Consider the following 13,683-nt stretch of genomic DNA (forward strand, 5'->3'; position numbering starts at 1 on the left):
CAAAATACAATCAGGCAATTGGGAATATAAAATAAAAAGTAAAGAAATTTCCTTATTTATTTTTATTCCTGTCTAAAAACTCAATGATGAAAAAAGCTTCACAATTTGTGAAGCTTTTTGTTATTTATCTTTCAAGGGAAAAATTTGAAATTACTTTGGGTCTTTCAGCTTCATTAGCTACTTTCCAGGAGGTTCTGTACATCCATTCAGTCATTTTGTAAAGCTTTTTATAGTTGATATTTTCAGATTCATCCTGCGGAGTGTGATACTGGTCATGCAGTACGCTGGTGAAAAATATTGCAGGGATTCCAATTTTAGCATAAGGAAGATGATCGCTTCTGAAGTAGAAAAATTCTGCATGATTCGGGGAGTCCCAATCTTTTAAATAGCGGAATTTTGTACTTTCATTATTGGCATCTTCTGCCATTTTTACCAATTCTTCAGAGTTTTTGTGGGGTGCATTTCCTCCTAATAAAGCTGCTTCATCATTAGAGTTTCTTCCAATCATATCACCATTCAGTACGGCTACAATTTTCTCCTTAGGAACTACAGGATGGGCGGCGTGCCACCTGGAACCCAATAATCCTCTCTCTTCTGCACCGTGGAAAACAAATAAAATACTTCTTTTTCCAGGTTGCTTTTTGTAAGCTCTTGCCATGGCCAACATGGCTACACAGGTACTGGCATTGTCGTCAGCACCATTATAGATCGTATCGTTTTTTACAGGATGTCTGATCCCGTCATGATCCTGATGTCCGCTCAATAAAACATATTCGTCTTTAAGTGCAGGATCTGTTCCATCTATTTTTCCAATGATATTAACGGACGGATATTTGTAAGTTTCCGTCATCAGGTTCAGTGAGATCTTAGGGTTGTTTTTTACCCAGCCTGCATTTTCCCTTTTGATCCATAGCACAGGAATGTTCTGGGTTATTTTTTCTCTTAGGCCCTCTACACCGTAGCTGCCTCTGGTCATTTGAGGAAGTACTTCCGGCCAGCTTTGCTCAGACATATCGTCAGTGATGAAAATAATGGCCTTAGCTCCCAGTTCATAAGCTTTATTGTAATATTTGGTGCGTACAAATCCGGGATATCTTCTTACAAAAAGGGTCATTTCTTTGTCTATGTTTTTATCAGAAGCATAGACTGCAAGCACCTTTCCTTTGATATTCAGGGTAGAAAGATTTTCAGGTTCGGTATTTCCGGCATACACAATTTCAGCATCCACCGATGCATTTACAGGCTCTGCCACCAGGAAATCTTTCCATAATCTAAGGTTTTTATCTCCAATTTTCAGACTGCTTTGTGGAATAACCTGATGCCTGTACATATCAAAGAACTGGAAAAATGTTCCGTTATCCCCGGCAGGTTTCATTCCTGCTTCTTTAGCTTTGTCAGCAAGCCACATGGAAACTTTTAATTCATCTAAAGTTCCTGCTTCACGTCCCCAGAATTGGTCTGCAGCGAGCTCATACATATCCTTTTTAAGATCGGCTTCTTTAAGGGCAGAAACCAAAGGCTTTTTATAATTCTGAGCATTTCCCATACTGAAGAAAAGTAAACTCAGCAAGGAAAAAATAGAGTATTTATTCATGTGAATTTTTAATTAAAGTGAGCCAGTTTTTCTGAAAACTGTTTTGAAAATTCTATTCTGTCTTCTTCCAGCTTTTCAGGGGTGGAAGGTAAAATATAATTGAAAAGAATTTTATGATCATTATCTAAAAATATGATTTCCTTTTCATTTCCATCCATCATCTGTGAGAAAATTGCCCACATGGAGGTATCTTTTAATCTTAATAATTCAAAAAACTGTTCTGCTTGTATTTCGATTTTCTGCATGTTATTATTAATGTATAATGTATAATGTATAATGTATAATGTATAATGTATAATGTATAATGTTAGGGGAGTAGGGGCCTGAAGGCTTAAAATTCTAAGAACTTCAATTTAAACTGTATGGCGAAATTCTGTTTGAAATTCGGGGTGGTATAATAGCCTACCCTGTAGAATAATCCAAGGTTAAAATAACTTGACAGGAAATTATTCCATTCCAGACCAACTTCCTGATACAGATGATTCAGAGGTTTGAACCGGAACTGATGGTACTCGGGATATTTCATGTTTCCAATCGTTCCTCTCAAGACGAAGTCAAAGCTGGAAACATTATGCCCAAAGCTTTTGAAATAAAACGGAAGCTTATGGGTGAAGTAATACGCCACAAACTTATCATTGTAATATTTTCCACCTTCCAGTGTTGCAAACCCAAGATATGAGGTAAGATTGAAATTGAAATCCTTCCCTGGAGAGGCAAGCCCGTTCATGGTAAAGTTTTTCCAGATAGGAGCTTCTCCGAAAACCATTCCTCCATATAATCTGAAACCGGTAGTTCCAATGGGGGTTTTGAAATTATGGACGAAAAGGGCATCAAAACGGGAGTAATTAAAATCTCCACCCGCTATTCTGTAGCTTTGTTCATAGTTAAAATAGAGCTCGGGATATTTCTGATCAATCAGGGATTTCCCCTGGGGAGTCATAATATTGGTTGAGTTGGGAGAGTATTTTAAAGTAAACAAAGTATTTAAATTCTTAAATGAAGAACCCTCATTTCTGAACTGATAGTCAAATTGAGCCTCTTCAATATTTCTTCTCACCGCAAAGGCAAGGGTAAGGCCGTTGGTGACATCATTCAGGTAAGATAGAGAAACTCCTTTAAAATGAAAATACTTATCATTATTAAGGTTGTTTCCAAAATTCATCATCCTCATCTTGAAGTTCCAGAGTCTGCGGTAGAATTCACCTGAAGCCGTTACATCGTCATAGAATTCAAACCTGAAGAATGAATTTTTCTCCAGAGTGGTTTTCATGTCTAATCCCATTCCATATTTCCATCTTCTGTCTTTTACTCCATAAGCAAAATAATAATCCGGGGAAAAATAAGGATTGAAGTTTTCATTGATTTTGGCTTTTAATCCCAGTCTGAATCCTTCATAAGAGTTGTAATTTACAATTTCATCCACGGCAAGATCTACAGAACGAATTCTGATTTGCCCGTTGAGTAAACCGGATAAAATCTGGGCTTTACCGTCTATTCTATATTTTTTTCCTAAGCTGTCTATTGTTTTATAAGTATTCTGCTCTCTTTCGGTAAGCGGATCAGTCCTGTACTGGTTTAGTGAATGTCCGTCAATATTCTTTACAGAGAAAGTATATCCTTTAAAATCTTTAGGATTCTCATCAATGGGAGACTCAAAGTCAAAATATTTTGAAGTGAGAAAGGCATAGGTAGCAAAGCTTTTTTTATCTTTTTTGTTAAGACGGTCTTTGTCATCCATGGCCATTTTGCCCATTTTAAGCTTTGTTTTTTCGTGGGCAAGAAACCATTTGTTATTGTAAAATACCCAGGTGCTGGTGATAATTCCGTCGTTTTTATTTTTACTGAAATTTTCAATTTTTTTAACGCCGTAGGTCTCGGTATCTACATAAATAGCACCATTGTATTTCCTTTTTCTGTCTAGGTTTTTGTAATTCACCTCCCGGAAACGAATGACGAAATTTTTTCTGCCATCCAATTCTACGGTATCGGATAGATAGAATCTGTATAAGCCTCTGTTCTCCTGCTTGATCTGCTCAGGAACCACATCTCTGTTACTTTGCTGAAGTGCGATCATTTCATAGATCGGCTGTTTCAGCCCGGAAATCCTGTTGTCCAGAATATTGATCTTCTCCCCGTATTTTTTCGAATATAAAAACTCCTGTGCTCTTTCCCAAAGAAACAGTTTACTCTTGGCAAAGATTTTTCTTGCGGAAATATTGTTTAATGAATCTTTTTCTCTCTTTTTCTTGAACATGTTTAAGTCATTGAAATATTCCTGAAACTGAGAAATGCTGTCTTCATCAATATCCAGAGATATTTTCTCATAAGATTTATAAGAATAGGAGCCTAAACTTTTTGGAGAGTTTTCATAGAAAAGTTTATTGACTTTTTTCAGGATCTCCAATGCCCTTGGATCGCTTTTGTCTTCAATGACAACAGCATCAATAGAGGTGGTTTTTGCCGTTTTTTTAATCAGCGAAATTTCCATGCTGCTTTCTACTGTTGCTGTTTCTTTTTGATAAGATTCAGCTTCAATATCTATGGACTTACATGTTGATTTGAATTCCAGAACTCCCTGAGCATTAGTGTAGCCAAGGATTTTGTCGCCACAGGAGATTTTAGCGCTGGAAACAGGCTTTTGATTGGTGTCATCAACAATTTTAATTTTTAATTGTGAATACCCCAAAAAGCTGATTAAAAAAAATAGTAATAGTAAACCCCTTTTCATTTGAAAAAACTATGTCAAAAGTACTAATATTTATTGTTTTAGAAAAGTTTTTAACGGACTATAACATTGATTTCATCTAATTTTATAATGGTAAAATCAAGGTTTGTGAACACTAAAAGTAGACTTATTAGGGTTAGGGGTACAAGCTATGGGATTCGGAATGCATAATGAAAAATTGGGGCTATTATACCACTCTTCACCATTGGTACAGCTTTTCACTGGACTTCTGTTTGATGAGCTGTATTTTTTCTCCGTTCGAAGGGTAGCAAATTGCATATTTGGTGTTTGGTTTTACGGGTTTTTATCATCCAACGCCTTCATAAATTCAATAATATCATCCATCTCCTGATCCGTAAGTTGTAAAGGAGCATCGGAAAGTGTCTGGTTATCTACTTTAAATCCAACACCCTTTCCACCGCCTTTATTATAAAAGTTCATGACTTCTTTCAATGTTTTATAGCCTCCGTTGTGCATATAAGGAGCTGTTTTATTGATGTTTCTAAGCGTAGGTGTTTTAAAAGAATGCTGTAATGTTGCCACTGTTTCATGAAATTTTCCTCTTCCTAAATCGTTGTCAAAAGTGGTGTTATCTCCGTTCACAGCGACTCCCAATACTTCCTGTTCTGTTTTTTTGAAAGTTGGAGGTACGGTACCATTGAATAAAGGGATGAAGTGGCATATGGCACATTGTGCTTTCCCCACAAAAAGATTAAACCCTCTTTTTTGATGAGCTGTCATGGCAGACTTGTTTCCACGCATATACTCATCAAAATCAGCATTGAATTTTGCCAAAGAACGGATGTAGCTGGCCAATACATTCTGCAGCTGCCATGCCTCTGTCTTTTGAGAATGGTAAATTTTTGTAAAGGCTGTCTGATATTTTTTGTCCTGGTTGATCTTAGCAAGGATTACATTAAGGTCACCATGCATTTCTTCTTTATTTGAGATAACATCGGAGCTTTGTCCCTCCAGATCATCTTTTCTCATATCCCAAAATTGCCCATGCTGAAACCCTGCATAATTAAGAGAAGGAGCATTCCGGGACAGTTCCGAATTTTCAAGCGACATAGACTTGGCGAGTCCGTCAGTAAATGCTTTTTCAGGAATATGACATGTTGTACAGCTTCTGTTGTTGTTATTGGATAACATTTTATCATTAAAAAGCTGTTGGCCAAGAGCTGCTTTCTCATTAGAAAATGCAAATTCTTTTCCAGGTGTAAAGGCATTGGGATTGAATGCATTTTTAGAAAAAAAAGTAGCTGCGTTTTTATGAAGAGCAGTAGTTACCTCAACATCAGGAATCTTTTCCTGATTTTTAAAGTCAAGCAGTAAAGAGGTGATCTTATTGAAATGGTCCGGAATAAAATTGACATAATCAAACGTATTCTTGTCCGTATTTTTTTTCAGAATCTCACTAGCTGTATCAATTTCATTAAGTATGCTTTTCAATGCTTTATTCTTTGACTGATCAGTGGAAATCTGCTGCAATGTTTGCTTAACCCCCTGTAGAGAGTAAGGAATCTCCTTCAAAAATGTTCCGGAAATAGGAGTGTCAAAACCTGAAATACCCAAACTTGAAATTCTGAAAACTTCCTGTCTTAAAGCATCAAAAACCTGATCTCTACTGACAGTTATGACCTGAAAATTGGTTTCAATAGTATTGCTTTTATTTATTAATTTTTTTAAAAACCTGATAACCTCTTCTTTGTTTCCCTGATCATAAGGATACAACATTTCTTCCAATACCTGTAAACCTTCCGGTTCTATTTCCGTATGTTCATCCATTTCTATTTCCGGCAGAGCAGGACCATTAATGAATCTGGCAGAGTGGGGAAGGAAATATTCCACAGCCCATTCCATTTTTTTGTAGGTTTTTCTAAGTTCCTCAAACTTCTCCTGAAGTTTTTTTTCATCAGAATTGTTGGAAACAAGAACTGTCAGTTCATTGATCTGTTTTTCAAAGGTATCATTGTTCTTGATAATCTGATTTTTTACAGAACCCAGATCCTCAGAAGCAGGCAGATGCTTATCACTTTTACAATAGGAAAGAATGAAAAGAGCAGCTGCTGAATATAAAAACAGGAATATCGGATATTTTGAAAGTTTCTTCATAGGTATGAAAAAGTATCAACAGAAGTTTTCCATTGATACTTTTGATTTTTATGAGGTGATTACAATTATTTTTCTACGTTTCTGATAATGACAACCTGCCCGCCCTCTTTATTGGTATTGACTCCGGAACCGTCAGGATTTTTAAATTTATCCAGCTGCCACGTATGAGAATGAATATTTACCGTAAAGGTGTTGGGAACACCTATGATGTCTGAAATATCAGTCATTGCTCCAAATTCCCATGAACCGAATTTCTGAAGATCTCCGGATTGGTTATATGCAGTCTGCCATGCCGAATCATTTCTGTTGTGTTTCATATTCAACCATGGTTTATACTGTTTCGTACCGATATTAAGCTGCCATATGTAAGAATCATGACCTGCAGCCTTATAATAAGAATCTCCGTCTTCCTGAATATATACATAGTTTTCAGTAACACACAGGTTATCCGGATTGATAAGATTATGACCAGGATTGGAATCTCCTTCTGCAACAACTTCCAACTTTCCTGTCAACATATTATTGGAATTAAGAACAAGCTTATAAACCCTTCCCCACATCGTTAATCCCGGTTTTGGGTTCACTCCGTCAGAAGATTCTCCGGTAGCTGTAAAATAAACTTCTCTTCCTTTTCCTGCTCCTTTTCTGTAATCTACATCTTCAACCCTTGAAAAACGGATTGCATTATTATCTATATTTTTCTGATTGATCTGAGCTCCTGTCAGGTTTTTAGCATTAGGAATTTCAACGAACTCTACATCATAGCTACTGCCTTTTACCATGTCAGTTTCAGTATAGTTATTGTTTGTTCTTTTTAAAGAATATAACTTTCCGTTATCCAGATCTCCCTGTGTATTGGCTACGTACATGATCAATTGTCCTGCAGACTGATGAGAAGAAGAATAAGACTGATCTTCACCGATGATGATATAAGACTTTCCGTTTGATACATCTTTAGGAAGAGGAACCGCATTTTCCATAGAAGCTTTTCCTAAGGCCGGCTTTACTCTGGTTTTATCTGATGCCTGGGAAGCTGCTGCTAATGGATTTAAAGCATGAACCATACTTTCTTCACCAGATTCTCCCGCAGTAAGAAAAGCACTGAAACCATGAGTTTCAGGAGTAGCTAATGTAGCAGAACACAATCTTGTCATTCCTCCTGTTCCATTAAGAATATATTCCCCTTTTACAGGTCTGAAGGTTTTATCTAAATATACTCTTGATACAGATTGTTTGATCTCATGGTTGGTGATCATCAGATAACCGTCCGAATTAGGATCCCTCATGATACCCATTCCGTCCGGCTGACCTCCAAAAACAAAATCTGGAGAACCTGAAAGAATATCAGAACTTGAAATAAGTGTGGTGATATTTAAATTTTCAAAACCTGGCATTCCAAAAACGAAAGCGGATTCTTTAGAAAAATTTTCAAGTTTGATTTTGTCATTGACAGGGGTATTGCTATCCCCGTTATTGTCGTCATTACAGCCTTGGAATACAAGAGCAGCAAACAATAGAGCGCCAATAGTTTTGTTAATTTTCATAATTACTTTTTTTGAATTTCGATTAGGACAAAACTAATGGTCTGGTGTTAACTGGGTTTTAATAAGACAAAACAAATAGTTTAAGATTAAGCAATGGTTTGTTAAGATAAGATCAATAATTAGAACGGTTATAAATAAAAAAGGCTGTTTCAGATGAAGCAGCCTTTTTAAATATGGTAATAATACTCTATTTTAAATATGTAATGCTTTTTGGTAAGCATTTTCTAATCCATCCAGGTTTTTACCTCCGGCAGTTGCAAAACCTGGGTTTCCACCACCACCACCTTGGATCTCTTTAGCAAGATCTTTTACGATAGCTCCGGCCTGATAATCTGCTGCTAGATCATCAGATACTCCTACAGTGATCATAGGTTTTCCGTCTGCATCAGAAAGAATGATGGTCACAGAAGTTGGGATTTCTCTTTTCAGCTGGAATACGATGTCTTTAACAGAACCTGCATCCAAAGAAGTTTTCTTTACCAAAAGCTGTTTGTTTCCCTTCTGCTCATAAGCATTTTTCCAGTCGCCGATTTCTCCTTTTGCCTTCTCTTTTTTTAGAGCATCTACTTCAGATTTTAATGATGCATTTTCTTCGATAAGTTTTTCGATAGATCTTACTACATCTTTAGACTTCAGTAATTGAGAAAGCTCAATTATCTGCTGTTCCAGGTTTTTGAAATATTCTTCAGATTTATCACCAGAAATCGCTTCAATTCTTCTGATTCCTGCAGCAGCAGAACCTTCAGAAGTGATTTTGAAGTGACCAATTTCACTGGTGTTTTTTACGTGAGTTCCTCCGCAAAGTTCTTTTGAACTCCCAAATTGGATCATTCTCACACTGTCACCATATTTTTCACCAAACAAAGCCATTGCTCCTTTCTCCAAAGCCTCCTTAATGGGAATACTTCTGAATTCCTGTAAAGCAATACTTTCTTTGATCTTATGATTTACTTTTTCTTCAATTAAAGCTAATTCTTCTTCCGTCATTTTATTGAAATGAGAGAAATCGAAACGAAGATAATCAGGACCTACATAAGAACCTTTCTGTTCTACGTGAGTTCCTAAAACATCTCTTAATGCCTCATGTAAAAGGTGAGTCACGGAGTGGTTGGCCTGAGAATTTTTTCTGTCAGAAGCATTTACTTTAGCGTAGAAAACCGCTCCTGCATCTTTTGGAAGACCGTTGATCAATGAAATAATCAATCCGTTTTCTTTCTTCGTTTCCAATACTTCAAAACTTTCAGCAGCATTTTCCAGCATTCCTTTATCTCCAACTTGTCCACCACCTTCAGGATAGAATGGAGAGCTGCTCAGTACTACCTGATAAAATTCTCCGTCTTTATTTTCTACCTTTCTGTATCGGGTAATATAGGTTTCGGATTCCGTTTGGTCATATCCAACGAATGTTTCCGGCTTTTCTTCTAAAACTACCCAATCGTATACTTTTTGAGCAGAGTCAGATTTGGAACGTTGTTTCTGCTTTTCCATCTCAGCTTTAAACCCAGCCTCATCAATGGTTAATCCTTTTTCCTCAGCAATAATTCTTGTTAAGTCATCTGGGAAACCATAGGTATCATACAGTTCGAAAACTTCCTCGCTTGGTAATACTTTTAAATCATCAGCAATGGTCTGCTGAATTAATTTTTCAACTCTGATCAGTCCGTTTTCAATGGTTTTTAAGAATGATTCTTCCTCACTTTTAATAACTTCTGAAACCAGTTTGCCTTGTTTCTCCAATTCAGGGAAGAATTTACCCATTTGATCCTGAAGAACAGTTACCAATTCAAAAAGGAAAGGTTCTTTCATTCCCAGGAATCTGTAAGCATAAGAAATACCTCTTCTTAAAATCCTTCTGATAACGTATCCGGCACCTCCGTTGGAAGGCAGTTGTCCGTCAGCTATAGCAAAAGAAACCGCTCTGATGTGGTCTACCACCACACGGATAGCAATATCTTTTTCGTCCTCTAGAATACCTGTATATTTTTTACCGGAAAGTTCTTCTACTTTTGAGATCAGCGGTGTAAAAACGTCAGTGTCATAATTGGAAGACTTTCCTTGAAGTGCCATACAAAGACGCTCAAAGCCCATCCCTGTATCCACATGCTGAGCAGGAAGTTTTTCCAAAGATTTGTCTGCTTTTCTGTTGAATTCCATGAAAACCAGATTCCATACTTCCACTACCTGTGGATGATCCTGATTTACCAGTGTAATCCCGGGAACAGCAGCTTTTTCTTCCGGAGTCCTTAAATCGATATGGATCTCTGAACACGGTCCACATGGTCCGCTTTCACCCATTTCCCAGAAATTATCTTTTTTATTTCCATTAATGATTCTGTCCTCCGAAATATGAGATTTCCAGAAGTCATAAGCATCCTGGTCTCTGTCAAGATTTTCAGAAGCATCCCCTTCAAAAATAGTGACATATAAATTGTCTTTTGGAATTCCGTATACATCAACTAATAATTCCCAGGCAAAAGCAATAGCCTCTTTTTTAAAGTAATCCCCGAAAGACCAGTTTCCTAACATTTCGAACATGGTATGGTGATAAGTATCTCTACCTACATCATCCAGGTCATTATGCTTCCCTGAAACTCTCAGACACTTTTGTGTATCGGCAATTCTTGGGGCGGTAGGCGTTTTGTAGCCTAAGAAAAAATCTTTGAACTGCGTCATTCCTGAGTTGGAAAACATAAGGGTAGGGTCGTCTTTCAGCACAATAGGAGCTGAAGGAACGATCAGGTGGTCTTTACTTTTAAAATAATCTAAAAATTTTTGACGTATCTCTTGTGATGTCATAGTATTGCTTTTGCTTTTTAACGTATCAAATTTTGATAAGATGCAAATTTAATGTTTTTAGGTGATTTAATATCTACTATTGAATATTTTCGGATAGGTTTTATCAAATGTCCGGCATAATAATCAGGTATGGCTTTTATTTTTAGCCACGGGGATGCTCATAAAAGGATTATATGGGTTCGGGCAATCAGGCTTATGATAAAATAAATAATCATTATTCAGTATAACTTTGCAATTTTCCATTTAACTTATTACCTTCGTTATGATCCGAATAAGATAAAAATAAACATAAGAAATGATGAAAAATGAGGTGCTGAAAAACTGGATAGAACAATATTCAGAACCGCTTTTAAAGAAGGCTTTTTATCTGCTTTCGGATAAAGAAGAAGCACAGGATATAGTTCAGGATGTATTCATCGTAGCATTTTCATCATACGATTCTTTTGGAGGAAAAAGCCAGCCGCTGACCTGGCTGATGGCCATTTTAAAAAGGAAAGTTGCTGATTTTTACCGTAAAAAATACAGATCTGAACCCAATATCAGGCTTGATCATTTTTTTGATGAAACAGGTTCATGGAAAAATAATGATGTATTGAATGACTGGAATGCTGCAGGCAAAGAATCTGAACTTCTGGATGATCAGGATTTTAATAAGACGTTGGAAGAATGTATGGAAGAACTGCCTTCCAGATGGAAAATCCTCTTGAAAATGTATTATATTGAAGAAAAAAAAGCACCTGAGGTGAGTCAGGAATTTAATGTTTCAACGACTAACCTTTGGAAGATCTTGCAACGAAGCCGTATGCAGCTTAGAGAATGTCTGGAATTTAACTGGTTTTCAAGATTATAACAATGACAATGGTAAAGAAAGTTCTACATCTATTATTTCTACCATGCAGTGAAGCCACACTGCTCATGGAAAAACGTAATGCCCAGGCTATTTCTTCCAAAGAAAACTGGAAACTCAGCATGCATCTTATGATTTGCAAATGGTGTAAGATGTACAATAAAAAACTGGCATTACTGGATACCCTATTTAAAAAGACCCTTTCTGAAAAGGAATCTGAAATTAAAGAATCTGATATACAGGATTTTAAAAATAGAATGATTGAAAAATTAGATTTTTAAAAAAATCTTGTCAGGATTTCGAAATAGCTCCGACTATACTTTTGAAAATAAAAAAGTATAATTTAAAAAATGTAAAAACATGGTCGGAACAACACAATCTAATGAAAACACAAACAGATCCTCATTAGGATATTATGTCTCGCTTTTTGGAGCAGCTCTTATTTTGCTCTGGATCGGTATTTTCAAATTTACCCCCACTGAAGCCGTTTCTATAAAACCATTAGTAGAAAACCATTTTCTAACTTTTTTCGTATATAAGATTATGAGCGTTCAGGCAGTGTCAAATCTTATCGGAACGATAGAAATTATCATTGCTTTATTACTGATATTTAGTGTGAAATTTGCTGTATTGAAAAAGTATGCCGGAATAGGAATGATAGTGACATTTTTGGTAACGTTAAGTTATCTCTTTACAAGCCCGGGAATGTGGAAAATAGTGGATGGTGTACCTGTAACCGACTTCTTTATTTTAAAAGATCTCATGCTTTTAGGATTTGGGCTCATGGTCATTCAAAAATAATAAAAATGAATAAAAATAAAAAAATGAAAAATATATTAATTGTACTCGGAATTATTCTGGGTATTGCAGTCTTTGCTGCAGGTTCCGGACTGTTTAAAAATAAGAAATCCGGAAAAGAAGAAATAAAAAAAGAAAATCAGGAAACTATGGATAATAAAAATGTCAGAGAAATTTATTTTGCAGGTGGATGTTTCTGGGGAACAGAACATTTCTTTCAGCAGATTCGTGGAGTAGTGGGAACAGAAGTTGGATATGCCAACGGAAATACACAGAATCCTACCTATGAAGAAGTGGTAAGCCATACCACAGGTTTTGCAGAAACAGTAAAAGTAAAATATGATCCTGAACAGGTTGACCTGAAACTGTTGATTGACCTTTATTTTAAAACCATTGATCCTACCAGTAAGGACCAGCAGGGAAACGACCGAGGAAATCAGTACCGTACAGGAATTTATTTTAAAGATAAAAATGATGAAGCTGTCGTAAAAGGAGAAGTTGAGAAATTAGCGAAAAACTACACTAAACCAGTAGTGGTAGAAACTGTTGCTTTGAAAAATTTCTACAGAGCAGAAGACTATCACCAAGATTATCTGGATAAAAATCCGGGAGGTTACTGTCATATTGAACCGGGACTTTTTGAAATGGCCAAAAAAGCAAACCCTCTTCCGAAAGCTGCACCGAAAGTACAGTATGAGAAACAGGACAAAAAAGTTTTGAAAGAAAAACTCACTGCCGAACAATATAATGTAACTCAGGAAAATGGTACGGAAAGACCTTTTCAAAATGAATACTGGAATGAAACCCGTGAAGGAATTTATGTAGACATCACTACTGGAGAACCTTTATTTATTTCAACAGATAAATTTGAGTCAGGATGTGGATGGCCTAGTTTCTCTAAACCCATTACGAAAAAATTAATCGACGAAAAACTGGACAAGTCGCAAGGTATGACTAGAGTAGAGGTAAGAAGTAAAACAGGAGATGCTCATTTGGGACATGTCTTTAATGACGGTCCTGAAGATAAAGGAGGATTGCGTTACTGTATCAACAGTGCGTCCCTGAAGTTTATTCCAAAAGCAGATATGCAGAAAAAAGGATACGGAGAATATATTCCACTATTAGATAAAAAGTAAAGTGAAAGAAAGGCTGCCATCAGGCGGCCTTTTATTTTAAACTTAATAACGTTTTAATTGACGGTTTTCTTTAATGCTGAATTAGAAATAAACTGTTTCTGATTTATGAAAATCAAAAAGAATAGTGA

At 36.4% G+C, this 13,683-nt stretch carries 10 protein-coding genes; 4 read left to right on the forward strand and 6 right to left on the reverse strand.

What is annotated here, in order from left to right; genetic code table 11:
• Positions 1 to 124: 124 nt before the first annotated feature.
• The 6 genes from DRF57_RS10295 to alaS all read right to left on the reverse strand — a co-directional run bounded on the left by DRF57_RS10295 (position 125) and on the right by alaS (position 10,774).
• Positions 125 to 1,594, reverse strand: a complete 1,470-nt coding sequence (locus tag DRF57_RS10295) for a M20/M25/M40 family metallo-hydrolase (RefSeq protein WP_115918356.1) — start codon at positions 1,592 to 1,594, stop codon at positions 125 to 127.
• An 8-nt stretch (positions 1,595 to 1,602) separates the two neighbouring features.
• A complete protein-coding gene (locus DRF57_RS10300; protein WP_047487860.1) occupies positions 1,603 to 1,839 on the reverse strand; it encodes a hypothetical protein in 237 nt (78 codons plus the stop codon).
• A gap of 86 nt (positions 1,840 to 1,925) precedes the next feature.
• On the reverse strand, positions 1,926 to 4,280 hold the full coding sequence (locus DRF57_RS10305; RefSeq protein WP_228450202.1) for a hypothetical protein: 2,355 nt from the start codon (positions 4,278 to 4,280) through the stop codon (positions 1,926 to 1,928).
• A 333-nt stretch (positions 4,281 to 4,613) separates the two neighbouring features.
• Positions 4,614 to 6,434 carry a cytochrome-c peroxidase gene (locus DRF57_RS10310; protein ID WP_115918360.1) on the reverse strand — a complete coding sequence of 607 codons (1,821 nt, stop codon included), beginning with the start codon at positions 6,432 to 6,434 and terminating at the stop codon, positions 4,614 to 4,616.
• A gap of 65 nt (positions 6,435 to 6,499) precedes the next feature.
• Positions 6,500 to 7,978, reverse strand: coding sequence for a hypothetical protein (locus DRF57_RS10315; protein WP_047487869.1), 1,479 nt, complete (start codon positions 7,976 to 7,978; stop codon positions 6,500 to 6,502).
• Between the two features lie 192 nt (positions 7,979 to 8,170).
• Positions 8,171 to 10,774 (reverse strand): alanine--tRNA ligase, encoded by a 2,604-nt coding sequence (alaS, locus tag DRF57_RS10320; protein ID WP_115918362.1) that lies wholly within the window; start codon positions 10,772 to 10,774, stop codon positions 8,171 to 8,173.
• A 295-nt stretch (positions 10,775 to 11,069) separates the two neighbouring features.
• On the opposite strand from alaS, the gene DRF57_RS10325 reads away from it, so the two are divergent.
• From DRF57_RS10325 to msrB, 4 genes are all read left to right on the forward strand, one after another.
• Positions 11,070 to 11,624, forward strand: coding sequence for a sigma-70 family RNA polymerase sigma factor (locus tag DRF57_RS10325; protein ID WP_115918364.1), 555 nt, complete (start codon positions 11,070 to 11,072; stop codon positions 11,622 to 11,624).
• Between the two features lie 8 nt (positions 11,625 to 11,632).
• A complete protein-coding gene (locus tag DRF57_RS10330) occupies positions 11,633 to 11,902 on the forward strand; it encodes a hypothetical protein (RefSeq protein ID WP_115918382.1) in 270 nt (89 codons plus the stop codon).
• Positions 11,903 to 11,981: 79 nt separating this feature from the next.
• Entirely contained in the window at positions 11,982 to 12,422 is a 441-nt protein-coding gene (locus DRF57_RS10335; RefSeq protein WP_047494281.1) for a DUF417 family protein, read from the forward strand.
• A 23-nt stretch (positions 12,423 to 12,445) separates the two neighbouring features.
• Positions 12,446 to 13,555: a peptide-methionine (R)-S-oxide reductase MsrB gene (gene msrB, locus DRF57_RS10340; protein ID WP_115918384.1), complete on the forward strand. Its 1,110-nt coding sequence runs from the start codon at positions 12,446 to 12,448 to the stop codon at positions 13,553 to 13,555.
• Positions 13,556 to 13,683: the final 128 nt, after the last annotated feature.

The organism is Chryseobacterium rhizosphaerae, from assembly GCF_003385455.1.
GTDB classification, from domain to species: Bacteria; Bacteroidota; Bacteroidia; order Flavobacteriales; family Weeksellaceae; genus Chryseobacterium; species Chryseobacterium rhizosphaerae.

Bases quoted from the DNA above. Each gene is read 5' to 3' on its own strand.
- DRF57_RS10295 (WP_115918356.1), bottom strand. From the start codon at position 1,594: ATGAATAAATACTCTATTTTTTCCTTGCTGAGTTTACTTTTCTTCAGT.
- DRF57_RS10300 (WP_047487860.1), bottom strand. From the start codon at position 1,839: ATGCAGAAAATCGAAATACAAGCAGAACAGTTTTTTGAATTATTAAGA.
- DRF57_RS10310 (WP_115918360.1), bottom strand. From the start codon at position 6,434: ATGAAGAAACTTTCAAAATATCCGATATTCCTGTTTTTATATTCAGCA.
- DRF57_RS10315 (WP_047487869.1), bottom strand. From the start codon at position 7,978: ATGAAAATTAACAAAACTATTGGCGCTCTATTGTTTGCTGCTCTTGTA.
- alaS (WP_115918362.1), bottom strand. From the start codon at position 10,774: ATGACATCACAAGAGATACGTCAAAAATTTTTAGATTATTTTAAAAGT.
- DRF57_RS10325 (WP_115918364.1), top strand. From the start codon at position 11,070: ATGATGAAAAATGAGGTGCTGAAAAACTGGATAGAACAATATTCAGAA.
- DRF57_RS10330 (WP_115918382.1), top strand. From the start codon at position 11,633: ATGGTAAAGAAAGTTCTACATCTATTATTTCTACCATGCAGTGAAGCC.
- DRF57_RS10335 (WP_047494281.1), top strand. From the start codon at position 11,982: ATGGTCGGAACAACACAATCTAATGAAAACACAAACAGATCCTCATTA.
- msrB (WP_115918384.1), top strand. From the start codon at position 12,446: ATGAAAAATATATTAATTGTACTCGGAATTATTCTGGGTATTGCAGTC.